The organism is Williamsia maris, from assembly GCF_024171815.1.
Classification (GTDB): Bacteria; Actinomycetota; Actinomycetes; order Mycobacteriales; family Mycobacteriaceae; genus Williamsia_A; species Williamsia_A maris.
The window spans coordinates 404,488-422,195 of record NZ_JAMTCJ010000003.1 but is presented as its reverse complement, the minus strand read 5'-3'; the positions used below and the strand labels follow the sequence as shown (position 1 = coordinate 422,195).

General features: G+C 69.2%; 18 protein-coding genes. 8 read left to right on the top strand and 10 right to left on the bottom strand.

What is annotated here, in order from left to right; all coding sequences use genetic code 11:
- Positions 1-2: 2 nt before the first annotated feature.
- The gene (locus LX13_RS15335; RefSeq protein WP_253662173.1) at positions 3-596 is read right to left on the bottom strand and encodes a hypothetical protein; all 594 of its coding nucleotides are present in this window, start codon (positions 594-596) and stop codon (positions 3-5) included.
- Between the two features lie 166 nt (positions 597-762).
- Between LX13_RS15335 and LX13_RS15330 the strand changes: the two genes are divergently transcribed.
- The gene (locus tag LX13_RS15330; protein WP_253662172.1) at positions 763-1,995 is read left to right on the top strand and encodes a sensor histidine kinase; all 1,233 of its coding nucleotides are present in this window, start codon (positions 763-765) and stop codon (positions 1,993-1,995) included.
- Between the two features lie 5 nt (positions 1,996-2,000).
- The gene (locus tag LX13_RS15325; protein ID WP_253662171.1) at positions 2,001-2,651 is read left to right on the top strand and encodes a response regulator; all 651 of its coding nucleotides are present in this window, start codon (positions 2,001-2,003) and stop codon (positions 2,649-2,651) included.
- A 28-nt stretch (positions 2,652-2,679) separates the two neighbouring features.
- Here LX13_RS15325 and LX13_RS15320 read toward each other — a convergent pair whose 3' ends face one another.
- From LX13_RS15320 to LX13_RS15310, 3 genes are all read right to left on the bottom strand, one after another.
- Positions 2,680-3,417 carry an SDR family oxidoreductase gene (locus LX13_RS15320; RefSeq protein WP_253662170.1) on the bottom strand — a complete coding sequence of 246 codons (738 nt, stop codon included), beginning with the start codon at positions 3,415-3,417 and terminating at the stop codon, positions 2,680-2,682.
- Positions 3,418-3,431: 14 nt separating this feature from the next.
- Positions 3,432-4,523, bottom strand: a complete 1,092-nt coding sequence (locus LX13_RS15315; protein ID WP_253662169.1) for an NAD(P)H-dependent amine dehydrogenase family protein — start codon at positions 4,521-4,523, stop codon at positions 3,432-3,434.
- A gap of 138 nt (positions 4,524-4,661) precedes the next feature.
- Positions 4,662-5,507: a hypothetical protein gene (locus LX13_RS15310; protein ID WP_253662168.1), complete on the bottom strand. Its 846-nt coding sequence runs from the start codon at positions 5,505-5,507 to the stop codon at positions 4,662-4,664.
- A gap of 157 nt (positions 5,508-5,664) precedes the next feature.
- On the opposite strand from LX13_RS15310, the gene LX13_RS15305 reads away from it, so the two are divergent.
- Positions 5,665-6,696 (top strand): 6-phosphofructokinase, encoded by a 1,032-nt coding sequence (locus LX13_RS15305; RefSeq protein ID WP_253662167.1) that lies wholly within the window; start codon positions 5,665-5,667, stop codon positions 6,694-6,696.
- A gap of 11 nt (positions 6,697-6,707) precedes the next feature.
- On the opposite strand, the gene LX13_RS15300 is transcribed toward LX13_RS15305, so the two are convergent.
- Positions 6,708-6,917: a PspC domain-containing protein gene (locus LX13_RS15300; RefSeq protein ID WP_253662166.1), complete on the bottom strand. Its 210-nt coding sequence runs from the start codon at positions 6,915-6,917 to the stop codon at positions 6,708-6,710.
- A 146-nt stretch (positions 6,918-7,063) separates the two neighbouring features.
- Between LX13_RS15300 and gatB the strand changes: the two genes are divergently transcribed.
- Positions 7,064-8,566: an Asp-tRNA(Asn)/Glu-tRNA(Gln) amidotransferase subunit GatB gene (gatB, locus tag LX13_RS15295; protein WP_253662165.1), complete on the top strand. Its 1,503-nt coding sequence runs from the start codon at positions 7,064-7,066 to the stop codon at positions 8,564-8,566.
- 10 nt (positions 8,567-8,576) lie between these two features.
- On the opposite strand, the gene LX13_RS15290 is transcribed toward gatB, so the two are convergent.
- Positions 8,577-9,719: a PQQ-dependent sugar dehydrogenase gene (locus LX13_RS15290; protein ID WP_253662164.1), complete on the bottom strand. Its 1,143-nt coding sequence runs from the start codon at positions 9,717-9,719 to the stop codon at positions 8,577-8,579.
- 91 nt (positions 9,720-9,810) lie between these two features.
- Here LX13_RS15290 and LX13_RS23515 point away from each other — a divergent pair, with 91 nt between their 5' ends.
- Both LX13_RS23515 and LX13_RS15280 read left to right on the top strand, forming a co-directional pair.
- Entirely contained in the window at positions 9,811-11,031 is a 1,221-nt protein-coding gene (locus LX13_RS23515; RefSeq protein WP_253662163.1) for a DoxX family protein, read from the top strand.
- A gap of 20 nt (positions 11,032-11,051) precedes the next feature.
- Positions 11,052-11,744 (top strand): hypothetical protein, encoded by a 693-nt coding sequence (locus tag LX13_RS15280; protein WP_253662162.1) that lies wholly within the window; start codon positions 11,052-11,054, stop codon positions 11,742-11,744.
- A 13-nt stretch (positions 11,745-11,757) separates the two neighbouring features.
- Here the strand turns inward: LX13_RS15280 and LX13_RS15275 are convergent, their stop codons facing one another.
- Together LX13_RS15275 and LX13_RS15270 are read right to left on the bottom strand one after the other, a co-directional pair.
- Positions 11,758-12,579 carry a crotonase/enoyl-CoA hydratase family protein gene (locus LX13_RS15275; protein WP_253662161.1) on the bottom strand — a complete coding sequence of 274 codons (822 nt, stop codon included), beginning with the start codon at positions 12,577-12,579 and terminating at the stop codon, positions 11,758-11,760.
- Positions 12,580-12,617: 38 nt separating this feature from the next.
- The gene (locus tag LX13_RS15270) at positions 12,618-13,628 is read right to left on the bottom strand and encodes a zinc-binding alcohol dehydrogenase family protein (protein ID WP_253662160.1); all 1,011 of its coding nucleotides are present in this window, start codon (positions 13,626-13,628) and stop codon (positions 12,618-12,620) included.
- A 90-nt stretch (positions 13,629-13,718) separates the two neighbouring features.
- Between LX13_RS15270 and LX13_RS15265 the strand changes: the two genes are divergently transcribed.
- A complete protein-coding gene (locus tag LX13_RS15265; protein ID WP_253662159.1) occupies positions 13,719-15,080 on the top strand; it encodes an LLM class flavin-dependent oxidoreductase in 1,362 nt (453 codons plus the stop codon).
- 11 nt (positions 15,081-15,091) lie between these two features.
- Here the strand turns inward: LX13_RS15265 and ilvD are convergent, their stop codons facing one another.
- Positions 15,092-16,939 (bottom strand): dihydroxy-acid dehydratase, encoded by a 1,848-nt coding sequence (gene ilvD, locus LX13_RS15260; protein WP_253662158.1) that lies wholly within the window; start codon positions 16,937-16,939, stop codon positions 15,092-15,094.
- Between ilvD and LX13_RS15255 the strand changes: the two genes are divergently transcribed.
- On the top strand, positions 16,911-17,060 hold the full coding sequence (locus tag LX13_RS15255; RefSeq protein WP_253662830.1) for a hypothetical protein: 150 nt from the start codon (positions 16,911-16,913) through the stop codon (positions 17,058-17,060). The two genes, ilvD and LX13_RS15255, sit on opposite strands and share 29 nt — an antisense overlap.
- Here LX13_RS15255 and LX13_RS15250 read toward each other — a convergent pair.
- A complete protein-coding gene (locus LX13_RS15250; protein ID WP_253662157.1) occupies positions 17,036-17,458 on the bottom strand; it encodes a PH domain-containing protein in 423 nt (140 codons plus the stop codon). The genes LX13_RS15255 and LX13_RS15250 overlap by 25 nt on opposite strands.
- Positions 17,459-17,708: the final 250 nt, after the last annotated feature.

Here is a 17,708-nt window from a genome sequence, read left to right as displayed (position 1 = left end):
GGTCACCGCGCCGTCGTCTCCGCGGCGCGGACGGCCACCGACAGTGCGATGGCCCCGACACCCTCGTGTGTGATCGGGGCGCCCGCACGTTGACGCCAGGTGTTCACGCGCAGTCCGACGTCGGCGAGGTCGGCACCGATCTCGCAGATGGGGTCGGTGCAACTGCGATGCATCGCCTCGACGAGAGCATGGTCGAGACGCTGCCTCGCCCACGGCCCGAGCGGCCGACCCGACCGCGCGGCCAGACGCAGCAGGTCGTACCCCAGGTCGTGGATCTTGCAGAGCGGTTCGAAACGGTCGGGGAGCGGTACCGGTGTCGAGCACCCGCCCCGCGGGTTCGCCGGTGCCCCGTCGATGATCACGGGGTCATAGCCCAGCACGACGCGCGGCGGCGCGCCCAGATCGGTGAGGGCGTGCATCGGTTGGGGACCGGTCAACGCCATGACCGCGGAACCGGCCGGCGTGGTCAGGTCGGCGGGGATCGGATCGGCGTCGGCGCCGGGCAGTCCCCGGGCCTGGACGGCAACCAGTGCGAGCGCGAGGATCAGGCCGAAGGTGAACAGGGTCAATGTGATTCGTCGAGCTGCGATGATCATGAGCTGACGTTAGGAACGTGCGGCACCCGACCACATCGGAGAGAAGTTGTGTCCGTGGCGGTTCGGGAGAGGCACGCCCGGCGTCGTCGAACTGCCGCCGACGGGCTACCGGGTCTCCCTCTCAGGTATGAGGACATCAGTGGGTGGGCGCTCTACCGTGGTCGACATGATGATCGGGCAGAGGGAGTGGGACGAGGTGATGGCGCGCGTTCGGCAGACACAGTTGGTGTCCGACCCGACGGTAGTTGCCTTCGTGGGTCGACGCGTGAACATCTTGTTCACCGTCATCGCGCTGATCATGTTCGCCGTCGCCTGGCCGACTCTGCCCCTCACGCACTCCGTCATGCCCATTCTGCTCCCGGTCGTCGCGGCGCTCGCCACGCTGCCGCTCATGCTGGCGTGGGCCAATCCACTGCTCGGGTGGGGGATCTCGATCACCTCGTCCATCCTGATCGGACTGTTCTTCGACCGAGTGCACGGGTGGCAGTGGACGATTCAGGTCGTCCACATAATCGTGCTCCTCGTCCTCTCGGTCATGCTGTGCCTGCGGGGGCCGGTCAGATGGATTGCGCTGTACTGGCTGTGCACGCTGGTGGCCTTCGTCGGGGCCACGCCACCGGGCGCGACGGCCGGCTGGGCGGTCGGTGTCACGATGCTGTTCGTGACCTGCTGGCTGCTGCGGGTGCTGCTGCGGTCGCGGCGCGAGCTCGCGCACGAGACCGAACTCAAGGATGTCGCGGCCTCGCGGACCGCGGTGCTCGCCGAACGCACCCGGATCGCCCGGGACCTGCACGACGTTGTCGCGCACCGGATGTCGGTGGTCGTCGTGGCCGCGCAGACCGCGAGGTTCCGCGTCGACGGCGTGACGCCGGCCGCCGACGCCGAGTTCCAGGCGATCGCCGTGATGGCGCGCGAGGCCCTCGACGAGGTCCGGCAGATGCTCGGTGTCCTCCGGGTCGACGGTGAGGTGAGCACGCAGGCACCCAACCCCGGGGTGGCCGACATCGCCGACATCGTGGAGGCGACGCGCGGCGCGGGCATCGTCGTGGACCTCCGGCTGATCGGGGGCGCGCCCGAGACGGTGAACGAAGCCGTGGGCCTCACCGCCTACCGGATCGTGCAGGAGTGTCTGGCGAACGCGACGCGGCATGCCCCCGGCGCACGGATCGACGTCGAGGTCGCGATCGACGAGTCGGCGGTCCGGGTGACGGTGGTGAATCTGCTGGTGGAGGTCGCGGGGGAGAAGGAGTCGTCGGGCGGGCACGGTATCCCCGGCATGGCCGAGCGTGCCGCGGCCGTCGGTGGTGCGTTGGTTGCCGGCCCCGACGGGGTGGGGGCGTTCCGGGTGTCGGCGATGCTGCCCACGCGGGTGCCGGTCGCCGACGTGGCGATCGGCTGAGACGGGTGTCGATCACGGTGTTCATCGCCGACGACCAGGCGATGGTCCGTCAGGGATTCGGTGCGTTGCTGGCGGCACAGCCCGACATCTCGGTGATCGGTGACGCCGCCGACGGCGCGGCCGCCGTGGCGGGCATCCGCCGACTGCGTCCCGACGTGGTGCTCATGGATGTCCGGATGCCGCAGATGGACGGTCTCACCGCGGCCAAGTCGGTACTCGCCGACGCCGCGACGGCCCCGAAGGTGTTGATGCTCACCACCTTCGACATCGACGACTACGTCTACGAGGCGCTGCGCATCGGGGCGTCGGGGTTCATGCTCAAGGACGCCCCCGCCGACGAGCTCGTCCGCGCGGTGCGTGTCGTCGCGGCCGGTGATGCCCTGCTGGCGCCGTCGGTGACGCGTCGGCTCATCGCCGAGGTCACCGGCCGTCGCCGACCGCAGCCCGCGGCGATGACTGTGCTGTCGCACCTGACCGCCCGCGAGCGGGAGGTCCTCGAGCAGGTCGCCGAGGGCAAGTCGAACGCGGAGATCGCCACGGCGCTGTTCGTCGCCGAGCAGACGGTCAAGACCCACGTCAGCAACGTGCTCGCCAAGCTGGGTCTCCGGGACCGGGCGCAGGCGGTCGTCTTCGCGTACGAGAACGGCGTGCGCTGAACCCCGACCGGGGGAGGTGCTTGCGAGGTCAGATGGTGGGGTCGACCCCGGCGGTCAGGCCTCCGTCGACGATGAACTCCGAGCCCGTGGAATAGGACGACTCGTCGCTGATCAGGAAGACGATCATGGCGGAGACCTCCTCGGCTTCGGCGGATCGCCGCAGCGGGATCTTTACCATCCCGTCGGGGATGGTCTCGGTCATCGGCGTCCGGATGAGGCCGGGGTGCACCGAGTTGACCCGCACCTTGTGCGGGGCGAGTTCCAACGCCGCGGACTTGGTGATGCCGCGCACCGCCCACTTCGAGGCCACGTAGCCGTGTGCCCACGGGCTGCCCTGCAGACCTTCCACCGAGGACACGTTGATGATCGACCCACCGCCCGCGGCGATGATCGGATCCGCGGCCGCCTGCATCCCCAGGAAGGTGCCGGTCAGGTTCACGTCGAGGATCTGCTGCCACTTGTCGAGCCGGAACTTCTGCAGCGTCGAGCCGTTGACGATCCCGGCGTTGTTGATCAGCCCGGTCAGCGACCCGAAGGTCTCCGCCGCCGCCGACACAGCCGCGGACCACTGCTCGGGCTGGGTGACGTCGAGGTGGACGTAGCGGGCGGCGTCGCCGATCTCGGAGGCCAGCGCGGTCCCCTCGTCGTCGAGGATGTCGCCGAGGACGACCGAGGCGCCCTCGGCGGCCAGCGCCCGGGCGTGCGCGGCGCCCATGCCGCGCGCGCCTCCGCTGATCAGGACCACTTTTCCGTCTACACGTCCCATGACTGTTTCGTTCCTCACTTGTTCACGTCGGCCGGCGCGCGGTAGACACCGCGGCTGGTGATCAGGGGCAGGTCGAGCGTGGTCCGGAGACCGGGTGCGGCTGCGATCACCGCGGGTATCGCATTGACGATCCGGCCGGCGGCCGCGACGATCGCCGCGTGGTTGTGGTCGCCGTGCACGCTGGTGGGGCAGATGTCGACGACGTAGGAGGGTTCGCCGGTGATCTCCACCCGATACGACCCGCCCGGCTGCGCCGACTGCGCCCAGTCCGGCCGGAGGTCGTCACGGAGTCGGGTCACGTGTTCGACGACGATCGCGGCGTGCCCGTCGACCATCCCGCTGATCCGGAACCGCACCGCGGCGGTGGTGCCCTTCGCGATGTGCCCGGCCGAGATGTCGAAATCCTCGGGCGCGGGTTCTCTCTCGTTCTCGTCGACGATGTCGTCGACGGTGATGCCGAGGCCGTCGGCGAGCATCCGGATCGCCGATCCCCACGCCAGGCTGAGCACGCCCGGCTGCAGGAACAGCGGGGGATCGTCGACCGGGCTGCCGAAGCCCATCACGTCGAAGATGACCTCGGCGCCGTCGTAGGTGGCGTAGTCGGCGATTTCCATGCACGTGATCTGGGTGACGTTCTGGCACGTGCTCGCCAGGGCCAGGGGGATCAGGTCGGTGGCGAAGCCGGGGTCGACACCGGTGATGTACATGCTGGCGTCGCCCGTCCGGCCGGCGTTCTCGATCCGCTCGATCAGCTTGTCGGGCATGATCTCCCACGGGTACTGCATGGTGACCGGGGCGGATCCGACCAGGTCGACGCCTGCCTCGAGCACGGCCAGGCAGTCCTTGGTGGCCTCGCCCATGCGGGTGTCGCCCATGGCGCAGTAGACGACGCACTCGGGCGTGCTCGCGAGCACCGCGTCGATCCCGCTGACCGCCCGTATCCCGGTGGTCACCTCGAGTCCGGCGAGTTCACCGGCATCGCGTCCGACCTTCTCCGGGTTGTGCACCCCGACCGCGACGACCTCGAAACGCGGGTCGTCGATCAACTGCCGCAGGGCCAACCGGCCGACGTTGCCGGTCCCGACGTGGGCGACCCGGATGGGCATGGTTTCTCCTCGCGACGACCGGACGGCTGAACTCTAGACCAGACACTAGTCCAGACAACTGCTCGGTCAAGAGGGAACATCGGAACCGCGGGCGCGGAACGGTGGTGCGGGGAAGGGGAGGAGCGCGTCGCGTGGCGGTCAGTGCCCGGGCTCGGGGCGCATCCGCAGACTGGGGATACGGATCGAGGACCGGCGCAGCATCGCCCACACGGTGGGCCAGCCGTCGGCGAACACCGGCCGCGACCGACGGCGCAGATGCACCGCGATCAGCGCGATCAGGGTGGCGACACCCGCGCGGCCCGACGCCGAGCCGAGGAACTCCGCGGCGTGCACCACCGGCTGCCAGAGCCAGCGGATCACCGAGGTGAACACCTGGGTGCGGGTCTCGCTCCGCGGCACCCCGTCGGCCTGTCGCTCGGAGTTGGCGTTGACGCCCGCGGCGGCGATGTCCGCTGCGGCCCAACAACTGTCGACGGGGCAGCTCGCATGCATGCGGCGCACCAACTGCGAGTCGAGCGCGCGCCGCGCCCACTGTCCCACCGGCTCGTCGGTGGTCGCGCTGTAGCGCAGCAGGTCGTAGCCGAGATCGTGGGTCTTGCAGGGCGCGTCGAAGGAGGCGGGCAGCGTGATCGGCGACGAACACCCGCCATCGGGGTTGGCGGGCACCCCGAGGTCGACCACGGGCCGGTACCCCATCGTCGCGGCGAAGCCGGACGGGATCAGGGCCAGGGCGCGGATCGGGTCGGGTCCGGTGAGGGCCGCGATCGCCGCGCCCGCCGGGGTGTCGTCACCGAGTCGGACGGCGGCGTCGATCTGGGTGGGGGTGCTGCTGCCGGACGCCCCGGTGGCCGAGTGGACCGACATCGTCGCGGACGACGATGTGGTGAGCACCGAGGTGACGATGAGACCGGCGGCGATGATGATGGCCGACACGAGGAGACGGCCGATCGCGATGCGTGCCGCGTCGATCCGTCCCGTTCCCATCCCGACAACAATACCGGTGGCATCGAAACCCGGCTCGGCGTGACGTTCACCGGGCTCGTGACCGGTCGCTGCGCGCCGGGGCGCGACGTTCCATACATTGATAGGCGCACTGCGCTCGAGCCACGAGTCATCAGACGCTGCGAAGGGAACCGACCACGTGGGCAAGATCGGCATTCTCACCTCCGGCGGCGACTGCCCCGGCCTGAACGCCGTCATCCGCGGTGCCGTGCTCAAGGGCGAGACGGTGTACGGACAGGAGTTCGTCGGGTTCCTCGACGGGTGGCGCGGCCTGGTCGAGGGCGACGTGATGCCGCTCGACCGCAGTTCGGTACGCGGCCTGGCCCGCGAGGGCGGGACGATCCTCGGCACGAGTCGGATCGGGCCCTACAGCGAACCCCACGGTGGTGCCGAGAACATCGCGAAGGTCCTCGACGAGCTGGGCATCGACGGCGTCATCGCGATCGGCGGCGAGGGCACGGCCTCGGCGTCCAAGCGCCTCTTCGAGGACGGCATCAACATCGTGGGCGTCCCGAAGACGATCGACAACGACCTCGACGCCACCGACTACACGTTCGGTTTCGACACGGCCGTCGAGATCGCCACCGAGGCCATCGACCGCCTCCGGACCACCGGCAACTCGCACAAGCGCTGCATGGTGCTCGAGGTGATGGGTCGTCACGCGGGGTGGATCGCGCTGTACTCGGGGATCGCCGGTGGCGCGCACGCGATCCTGATCCCCGAACAACCGGAGAGCCTCAACCAGATCTGTGCGTGGGTGACCAGCGTCAAGAACCGCGGACGGTCGCCGATGGTGGTCGTCGCCGAGGGCTTCACCCTCCCGGACATGGACCAGGCGCATTCGACCAAGGGCGTCGACGGTTTCAACCGCCCGCGCCTGGGCGGGATCGCGGAGGTGCTGGCCCCGTTGATCGAGGAACGCACCGGCATCGAGACCCGGTCGACGGTCCTCGGACACATCCAGCGCGGCGGATCACCGACCGGTTTCGACCGCGTACTCGCGACCCGGCTCGGGATGGCCGTCACCGACCTCGTCGCCGACAAGCACTGGGGCCACATGGTGGCGCTGCGCGGTACGGCCATCGTCCGGGTCGACTTCGGCGAGGCCCTCGCCAACCACAAGACCGTGCCGCAGGACCAGTATCAGGAGATCCGCGTCATCTTCGGGTGAGTGCGGAGGTGTCAGTCGCGCGGGATCACGATCCACAACGCGAGGTAGACGAGGAACTGCGGTCCCGGCAGCACGATCGACACGACGAACAGCAACCGGACCAGTCCGGCGCTCAGGCCGAAGCGTTCGGCGATCCCGCCGCACACGCCGCCGAACCATGACTGGGTCCGGGACCGTCGCAGTCGGGGAGTGCGGTCGGACGGGACGGGTGAGTAGGACATGAGCGCTCCTGTGGGTCGGGGGTGAACCACCGACGGTAGGGATCCCCGACGCGGGCGGCATCGGTGATCGCCCTGATCTCGACCCTGGAATCCGGCCCGGTGATGCGGGGCCGCGCGGCGATCTCGCCCGGCATAAACTGGTGCGCATGACTGCTCCGACCGCCGACCTGATCGACTACGACGACGTCATCGCCGAGTTCGACCCCGTTCTGGGTCTCGAGGTGCACGTCGAGTTGGGTACCGCGACCAAGATGTTCTGCGGCTGCCCCACCGAGTTCGGTGCCGAGCCCAACACCCAGGTCTGCCCGGTCTGCATCGGGCTGCCCGGGTCGCTGCCGGTCGTCAACGCCGCGGCCGTCGAGTCGGCCATCCGCATCGGCCTGGCGTTGAACTGCACGGTCCGCCCGTCGAGCCAGTTCGCGCGCAAGAACTACTTCTACCCGGACCAGCCGAAGAACTACCAGATCTCCCAGTACGACGAGCCGATCGTCTACGACGGCCACCTCGACGTCGTCCTCTCCGACGGCACGCCGTGGCGGATCGAGATCGAGCGCGCGCACATGGAGGAGGACACCGGCAAGTCGCTGCACATCGGCGGCGCCGGGCGAATTCACGGTGCCGACCACTCGTTGCTCGACTACAACCGTGCCGGCGTCCCGCTCGTCGAGATCGTCACCCGTCCCATCGAGGGGACCGGGGCACGTGCTCCCGAGGTCGCCCGGGCCTACGTCAGCGCGCTGCGTGATCTCCTCAAGGCGCTCGACGTCTCCGACGTGCGGATGGATCAGGGGTCGTTGCGCTGCGACGCCAACGTGTCGCTGATGGCCAAGGACGCCACCGAGTTCGGCACGCGCACCGAGACCAAGAACGTGAACTCCCTGCGCAGCGTGGAGGTCGCGGTGCGTCACGAGATGCGCAGGCAGGCCGCCATCCTGCGCACCGGCGGCGAGATCATCCAGGAGACCCGGCACTTCCAGGAGTCCGACGGCACCACGCTCGCGGGTCGTCGCAAGGAGACCGCCGAGGACTACCGCTATTTCCCCGAGCCCGATCTCGCTCCGGTGCAACCGGATCCGGCCTGGATCGAGCAGCTGGCCACGACGATGCCGGAGATGCCGTGGCTGCGTCGCGCGCGGATCCAGCAGGAGTGGGGCGTCTCCGACGAGGTGATGCGTGACCTGATGAACGTCGGGGCGGTCGACCTGATCATCGCGACCGTCGACGCCGGCGCCCCGGCCGAGGCGGCGCGCAGCTGGTGGGTCAGTTTCCTCGCGCAGCAGGCGAACACCCGCGCGGTGGAACTGGCGGATCTGCCGATCACCCCGGCTCAGGTGGCGTCGGTCATCGCCCTGGTCGAGGCGGGCAAGCTCACCAACAAACTGGCTCAGCAGGTCATCGTCGCGGTGCTCGACGGTGAGGGTGAGCCGGAGGCGATCGTCGCCGATCGCGGTCTCGAGGTCGTCCGTGACGACTCGGCGCTGCAGAAGGCCGTCGACGAGGCCCTGACCGCCAACCCCGACATCGCCGAGAAGATCCGCTCGGGCAAGGTCGCCGCGGCGGGCAAGATCGTCGGCGACGTCATGAAGGCGACTCGCGGACAGGCCGATCCGGCGCGAGTGAAGGAACTGGTGCTCGCGTCCTGCAGCTGAGGACCGGCGGTCAGAGCCGGCTCTGCGAGGCGTTGGGCGGCATGAACCGCACGACGCGATCGTCGGTCGGGACCGGTCGGCCCGCCTGCTTGTTGATCGTGCCGACCTGGAAGACCCCCGACGCCGAGGCGGCCATGCGGCCGAAGGCGCCGTAGCGCTTCTCCATGACGACGACCGGCGGTTCGACGGTCGGGCGCTCGCGGGTCGGCGCGCTCAACATCTCGACGCGCTGAGTGCGGGCGGTCGAGATGAGGACGCTGCCGTTCGCCGCGGCGCATCCGGAGATGCCGGGCCGGTCCGGCCACGTCCACAGCGGCCGCAGCGTTCCGGTGGTGTCGATGATCTGCAGCCGGTCCTCGGTGGGCGCGCGGTCGGTGACGTAGAGGCTGCCGTCGGCGGCATCGGAACAGATGACCGCGTTGGCCCCCAATCCCGAGGCCAACACCCGTGGCGGCGCCGTGCTGCCGCTGTTCAACGCGGTCACCGACAGCAGCTTGCCCGCGAGCGACGACGGGTTCGCCGCCGCGGCCGGGTCGCCGGCGTCACCGGTGGCGACGATGAGCTCGGTCGGCGACTTGAAGTGGATGGACCCGACGTTGCCGGTCGCGCCCTTGGGGATCCCGGTGAGGATCGGCTTCGGGGTGTCGCCGGGGGCGATGCGCACGACTCGGTTGTCCGACGCGGTGGAGATGTAGGCGTAGATCAGCTGGTCCTGCTCGAAGGTCGGCGAGGGGGCGAAGTCCATCAGTCCGCCGTCGGAGTCGGCGTCGACCGGGACGGTGGCGACGACGCGTCGGGGGCCGTTGCGCCGGGTGGAGATGATCTGTCCGGTGGTGCGTTCGGCGACGACCGTCGACTCACCCTGGGCGTCGCCGGCGGTGACCGCGCTGGTCGCGCCCAGACAGGTCGCGATGACGGCGGGGTCGGGATCGACACAGGGACCGGTCGGCGGTGGCCCCTCGGGGCCGTTCGACGGGCTCGACGGCGGGGTCGGGGTGGGGATGACCGGCGTCTGGCTGTTCGGGGAGAACTCGCCCGCCGAGCGGGCCCGGTCCTCGTCCCCGAAGTCCGCGCATCCGGCGCCGACGAGCATGAATGAAGTCGCGACCAGCGCCACGGCGGTGACGCGGAAACGGCGCGCGGCGTCGAACATGCGCCCAGCCTACTGATGAGGCGCGAACACACCCGGCGCGCTGGGGTTCGCGTCGCCGAACAGGGGCGCTTTCCCGCATAGGGTGGTGCGCGTGAGCGAACGAGATCGTGACCAGCGGCCCCAGGGGTCGAGTCCGTACGACGAGCCGACCGAGACCTTCCGCGTCCCGCAGACCCCGCCCGGTCCGGACGACGGCGACACCGGTGTCTACGGGTACCAGCCCTACCGGCGCGGTGATCACGACGACTCGTCCGCCGAGTCGGCCCGCGGGTCGATCGCCGACGGCGAGCCCGGCCACCTCACGGCGTCGGCCGGAGAACGCGCCGCGGGTGAGCGTCCCTATTGGGGCGACGACGATGCTCCCGCGACCACCGCGCTCCCGGCGCAGGGGGCCGCCGACACCGCCACGGCAGGCACCGCGAAGTCCGCGGCCGCGTCCGACACGGCGAAGTCCGACCCCGCTCCGAAGACAGCGGCCATCCCGGCGGTCGACCGGGACGACTTCCACCGTGAACACAACCGGCGCGCCTACATGGACACCGACAGCTACGACGACGACACCGACACCGCGGTGTTCTCGCCGCAGTCCGGCCAGACGCGCGACGACTTCCGCGACGACGACTTCGACGACGAGACCAGGGCGCTGGACTCCGAGTCCGGTGGGCGGTTCTCCCGCCGCCGCAAGCGCGCCGATCCGACGGTCGTCGAGGAGGAGCTCGCCGCCGCGGCCAAGGCTGGTCGCCGCGGCACCACCGACCTCGGACTGCTGGTGCTCCGTGTCGCGGTCGGGCTGATCGCCATGGCCCACGGTTCGCAGAAGCTGTTCGGGTGGTGGAACGGCCCGCGGCTCAGCGGCTTCGAGAACTTCCTGCTCAACTCGCCCAACCCCGACATCGGGTTCCACGGTGACGCCGCGAAGCCGCTGGCCATCGTCGGCGCGCTCTCGGAATCGCTGGGTGGGCTGATGCTCGTGCTGGGTCTGCTGACGCCCATCGCCGGATCCGCTGTGTTGGGCGTGATGATCATCGCGGCGACCTACAAGGCGACGCTGGCGGGCGGCGTCTGGTTCTTCGCCGCCGGACAGAACGGCCCCGGCATCGAGTACGAGGTCTTCCTCGGCATCGCCGCGGCGGTCATCATCCTGGTCGGGCCGGGCAAGATCGCCCTCGACTTCGGACGCGGCTGGTCGACGAGGCCCTACATCGGGTCGGTGGCCTGGTTGGTCGTGGGTATCGCGGCACCCGTGGCGATCTGGATCGTGTTCAACGGGACCAATCCGTTCCAGTCGCCGGGTAATCCGCCGATTCAGTAGCGTGGGGTGATGGTGCGCCCATGAACGCGGTAGGGGACTTCGTCGGTCATTACTGGTGGCTGGCGTTTGTCTTCGGTGGCACGGTCGCGGGTGGGTTCCGCGCGGTGGGCGCCGCCAACGCGCGGCGTGTCGACCGCCGTCAGGAGCGCTTCCGCCTCAAGCAGCAGGCGAAGATCGCCGCGGCCGAGGCGCAGGGCAAACAACGCGTCGACCGCGAGGCCGAGACACGGGCGATGGCGAAAGTGCTCGCCGAACACGACGAGATCGACCGGCGATGGTTCGCCTACGAGACCGACGTGATCAATCTGCTCGAATACCCGTTGATGACGAACATGCGCGATCCACTGACGATCGCGTTCCATCGTGCCAAGCGGGGTGCGGACTCACTGCGGCCCGACACCGCAGGCGATCTGGTCGGCAACCACAGCGCCCAGAGCACCTACCGCGGCGCGGTGCACGACTACGGCGTCGCGTTCGATGCCGCCGAATCCGAGGCGAAGCGTCGGCGGCAGGGCGATTTCAGCGATGCCGAACAGCATCGGCTGACCCGGGCGCAGAGCCTGTTGCGGATGGCGATGGACTCCGCGTCGACCCCGCAGGAACGGCAGAGCGCCTACCGCAAGGCCCGGGAGGAACTAGACGGGCTGGTCTCGCTCCCGGTCGTCGCCTACGCGCAGATCGAACGCTCGGTGGCCGGCGAACTCGAGGCCTGAGCGCGATCCGGGATCACTCGCCGGTGAAGTTCGGCGGACGCTTCTCGAAGACGGCGCTGATGCCCTCGGTCAGATCGTCCGACGGGAGGAATGCGGCGTTCCACGCGGCGACGTAGCGCAGGCCGTCGGCGACGACGCCCGCCCGCTCCCGGTCGAGTACGTCCTTGACGCCCTGCACCACGAGCGGAGGGTTCGCGGCGATGTCGCGGGCGGTGCGCTGGGCCGCGGCCAGCGCGGTCTCGGCGTCGGAGACGACCTCGTTGACCAGGTTGATCTGCGCGGCGCGTGCGGCGTCGATGTCCTTGCCGGTGTAGGCCAGCTCGCGGAGGTGACCCTCGCCGATGATCGCCGGGAGTCGTTGCAGCGAACCGATGTCGGCCACGATGCCGATCTTCGCCTCGCGGACGCTGAACTTGGCGTCCGCGGAGGCGTAGCGGATGTCGGCTGCGGCGATCAGGTCGACGCCACCGCCGATGCACCAGCCCTGCACGGCCGCCACGACCGGGACGCGGCTGTCGGCGACGGCGGTGACCGCAGCCTGCATCGACTTCACCGTGGTGTGGAATCGGGACCGCGGTCCGGCCAGCGCGCGGTCGGCCATCAGCGGCAGGAAATCGCCGCCCATCTCGGCGAGGTCGAGACCGAACGAGAAGTGCTTGCCCGCGGCGGCGAGCACGACCGCGCGGACCTGCGGATCGCCGTCGAGCTCGGCGAAGATCAACGGCAGCTCACGCCAGAAATCGCGACCCATCGCGTTGCCCTTGCCGGGCCCGATCAACGTCACCTGGGCGACGTGGTCGGTGATGTCGACGGTAAATGCGTTCCACTCGGTCATGTCGGCAGCCTATCGACCCCCGCGGCGGGCCCGGCGCCCTACTCCGCGACGATCACGATCTTGCCCACGACCGTCCCGGACTCCGACCGCGTGTGTGCCTCGCGCAGCGTCTCGACGCCGATCGGGGACAGGGTGGTCGTCGCGGTCGATCGGATGGTGCCCGCGTCGACGAGTCGGGCGATCTCGGTGAGCAGTCGGTGCTGGCTGTCGTCGGTCGGCGTGTACAGCGGCCGGCTGAACATCAACTCCCAGTGCCAGGTCTGGCTCTTCGACTTCAGTGGCAGCAGGTCGAGCCCCTCCGGCTCGTCGATTGCCACGACCGCGCCGCCCACGCCGAGGATCTCGGCGTAGGTCTCGACGTTGCCCGCCGAGTAGGGCGAGAAGATGTGGTCGACACCGTCCGGGGCGATGGCCGGGACAGCGGTGCCCAACTCCTTCGGGTCGACGATGTGGTGGGCGCCCAGATCGGTTGCCCACTGCGAGGACTCGGGCCGGCTCGCAGTCGCGATGACGGTGACCGAGGTCAGGGCCCGGGCCAGCTGGATGATCATCGAGCCGACCCCACCGGCCCCGCCGACGACGAGCAGGACGCCGTCGCTGTCGGCCGTCAGGCGCAGGCGCTCGAAGAGCGTCTCCCACGCGGTGATGCCGGTCAGCGGCAGTGCGGCCGCATCACCGAAGGACAGCGACGTCGGTTTCGCGGCCACGATGTGTTCGTCGACCAGCTGGAACGCGGCGTTGCTGCCGGAGCGGTTGATCACCCCGGCGTAGAAGACGTCGTCGCCGACGGCGAAGCGGCTCACCGAGTCGCCGACGGCGACAACCGTTCCCGCTGCATCGAACCCGAGGATCTTCGGGGAGTCGGCGGCGTCGAACGACGAGCGGACCTTGTGGTCGACCGGGTTCACCGACACCGCGCGGACCTCGACGAGCAGATCGTGCGGCCTGATGTCGCCGATCGGCACCTCGACCTCGACGAAGGAGTCGGCGGCGTCGGCGGGGCCGGGGCGCAGAGAGGCGATGGCGTGAGTGGTCGTGGGTGCGTTCATCCCTCCACGGTAGTTCGACGATCCGCGTGGTTGCGACCGCGCTGATCGCAAGCGTTGTCGAGCCGCGGCTACGTGCGTAGAACTGCTGTCATGCCTCGTCAACTCCACCTGGGCGGCTTCCAGATCGCCTCGCACGTAACGCATTCACACGCCGCCTGGCGTCACCCCGCCTCGGACCCGAACTTCCTGTCGGCGGAGTACTACCACCGCGTCGCTCGTACACTCGAGCGGGGGAAGTTCGACTTCATCTTCTTCGCCGACCTGCTGGCCACCCCCACGAACTTCGGTACCGGCATCGACGTGTCGTTGAGTCGGGGCACGCAGGCCAGCGCCACCCTCGACCCGTCGCTGGTCGCGGCGAGCATCGCCGCGGTCACCACCAAACTCGGTGTCGCGATCACCAAGTCGACCACCTACTTCCACCCCTACGAGGTCGCCCGCATCTTCGCCAGCCTCGACCACCTCTCGCGCGGTCGGGTCGCCTGGAACATCGTCACGTCGCTGTCGTCGGCCGAGGCCGTCAACTTCGGGGCCACCGAGCATCTCGCGCACGACCTGCGCTACGTCCGGGCCCAGGAGTTCGTGGAGACCGCGCTCGCGCTGTGGTCCAGCTGGGATACCGACGCCCTGGTCCAGGACAAGGTGGGCGGCGTGTTCGCCGATCCGGACAAGGTCCGCGCCATCGACCACGACGGTGAGTACTTCCGGGTACAGGGACCGTTGAACGTGCCCCGCTCACCGCAGGGTCGCCCGGTGCTGATCCAGGCCGGATCGTCGGACAAGGGCAAGGATTTCGCCGCCCGGTGGGCCGAGGCGATCTTCGAGATCGACCCCACCCCGGAGGGGCGGCGCGCCTACTACGACGACGTGAAGTCGCGTGCGGTGAACTACGGTCGTCGACCCGAGGACGTCAAGATCCTGCCGTCGTTCATCCCGTTCGTCGGCGAGACGGAGTCGATCGCCCGCGAGAAGCAGGCCTTCCACAACGACCTGGCCGACCCCATCTCGGGTCTCATCACACTCTCGGTGCACACCAACCACGACTTCTCGACCTACGATCTCGACGCGCCCGTCGAGGACATCGAGGTCAGCGGCACGCAGGGCCTGTTCGACGTGGCCCGCCGGCTGAGCGAGCGGGACAGCCTCACGTTGCGCGACATCGGCAAGCTCTACGCCCAGGGCGTGCTGCTGCCCCAGTTCGTCGGCACGGCGAGCGATGTGGCCGACGAGATCGAGGCGGGGTTCACCGGGGGAGAGGCCGACGGATACATCCTCTCGGCCGCGCAGTCCCCGGGCACGTTCGACGACTTCGTCGACTACGTGGTGCCGGAACTGCAGCGGCGCGGGCTCTTCCGCACCGAGTACACCACCGACACCCTGCGCGAGCACCTCGACCTGTCGCCGGTGACGTTCGACGACCCGGGTGCGCGGTTGGTCACCGCCGGACACTGAGCGGCGAGAACTCAGTCGACCTGTCGGACTGCGCCCTTGTCGGCCGAGGTGGCGAGTTTGGCGTAGGCGCGCAGCGCGGTGGTGACCTTGCGTTCGCGCTCCGCACGGGGCTGCCACGGACGCTCGGAGGCCTCCATCTTGGCCCGCCGTTCGAGCAGCACCTCGTCGTCGACGAGCACCTTCAGCTGACGGGTCTTCACGTCGATGACGATCGGGTCGCCGTCCTCGACGAGACCGATGACACCGCCGGCCGCGGCCTCGGGGGAGACATGTCCGACCGACAGTCCCGACGATCCGCCGGAGAACCGTCCGTCGGTGACCAGGGCGCATTTCTTGCCCATGCCGGTGCCCTTCATGAACGCGGTCGGGTGCAGCATCTCCTGCATCCCGGGTCCGCCCGCGGGCCCCTCGTAGCGAACCACGAGGACCTCGCCGGCCTGGATGGTCTTGCTCAGGATCACCTGCACGGCCTCGTCCTGGCTCTCGACGACGCGAGCGGGGCCCTCGAAGTGCCACAGGTCCTCGTCGATGCCCGCGGTCTTGAGCACCGCGCCGTCCTGGGCGACGTTGCCGCGGAGCACGCACAGTCCGCCCTCGGCGGTGTAGGCGTGCGCGAGATCCCGGATGCATCCCTCCGCGGCGTCGGTGTCGAGTGAGCTCCAGCGGTTCGCGGTGGAGAACGGCGTGGTGGTGCGGACACCGCCGGGCGCCGCGTGGAACAACTCGAACGCCTCGTCGGTGGCCGTTCCGCTGCGGATGTCCCAGTCGTCGAGGAACTGCGCCATCGTGGGCGAGTGCACGGTGCTGGTGGTGTCGTCGAGCAGGCCTGCGCGTCGCAGTTCGCCCAGGATGGCCGGGATGCCGCCGGCCCGGTGCACGTCTTCCATGTGGTAGTCCGAGTTCGGCGCGACCTTCGACAGGAACGCCACCTTGCGGCTGATCTGATCGATGACGTCGAGGTCGAAATCGGCGACCTCACCCTCCTGCGCGGCGGCGAGGATGTGCAGGACCGTGTTGGTCGACCCGCCCATCGCGACATCGAGGGCCATGGCATTGCGGAAGGCCGCGGAGGTGGCGATGCTGCGCGGCAACACCGACGTGTCGTCGTCGCGGTAGAAGCGCGTGGCGGCGTCGACGATGACGGTGCCTGCCCGACTGAACAGTGCCCGCCGTGCCTCGTGGGTGGCCAGGGTGGAGCCGTTGCCGGGCAGGGCGAGTCCGAGCGCCTCGGTGAGACAGTTCATCGAGTTGGCGGTGAACATGCCCGAGCAGGAACCGCAGGTCGGGCAGGCGGCCTCCTCGACGGCTTTGAGCGCCTCGTCGTCGACGGCATCGTTGGCCGACGCCGAGATGGAGGTGATGAGATCGGACGACGGGTGCACCACGTCGCCGACGACGACGGACTTCCCAGCCTCCATCGGACCGCCGGAGACGAAGACCGTGGGGACGTTCAGACGCATCGCGGCGTTGAGCATGCCCGGAGTGATCTTGTCGCAGTTGGAGATACACACCAGCGCGTCGGCGGTGTGCGCGTTGACCATGTACTCCACCGAGTCCGAGATGATCTCGCGGCTGGGCAGCGAGTAGAGCATCCCGTCGTGTCCCATCGCGATGCCGTCGTCGACGGCGATGGTGTGGAACTCGCGCGGGACGCCGCCCGCGGCGCGGACCGCCTCGGCCACGATCTCACCGACGTTCTTGAGGTGCACGTGACCCGGCACGAACTGCGTGTACGAGTTGGCAATGGCCACAATGGGTTTGCCGAAATCCTCGTCGGTCATCCCGGTGGCTCGCCACAGGGATCGTGCTCCGGATGCGTTGCGTCCGTGAGTGGTGGTCCGAGACCTCAACGGCGGCATGGTGTACCTCGATCCGATGGTGGGTCGCGCAGCGGGCGGGCTGATCCCCGGCTACGCATCTGCGCCGGCCAGCGTACTCCCGTCCCGCGGGGCCGATCAGTCGGTGCTGCGGGCGGCGTAGGGGTCGGGGATGCGTCCCGCGCTCGCGGCCGAGAGGAGGGGGAGGTCGCGAAACGCGATTGCAGGCAGGCGTACCCGCGACGAGTCGGTGGTCACCGCGCGTACCGCGCCCCAGCGCGGGAACGACAGGCCGCTCAGCTGATCCCAGGGGATCTCCGTGGTGCGTACGGTGCCGACCGCGCGTAGGCCGTCGACGGTGACCACCGTGCGGATGCGGTACATCCAGTAGCCCCCGATGACGGGCAGCGCCAGCGTCCAGCCGAGGTAGGTCAGTGACGCACCGGCGAGGATCACCGCGGTCACCATCATCATGAAGACGCCGAAGTACGCCATCGGCTGGATGCGGAACTGGATGGGCAACTCGACGGGGGCAGGCGTCGGCTGGTCGCTCTCGGGCATCTCGTCATTGTGGCATCCGGACAGCGAAGTCCCACATCGTGGGACGTGCTTCGGAGGCGAGTTGACTGGACCAACTGCGCAGTCCTACCTTTGCAGACGTGAAGCACAGTGAAATTCTCGTACTCGGCCGGCGCGTCAACGCCTGACCGGGTTTTTGCCACGAGAACCTCACCAAGCATCGACGCGCCACCCTCGTACAGCTGAGAAGCTGACGGGGGTTTTTTGTTGTCCCTCCACCCAATGACCAGCA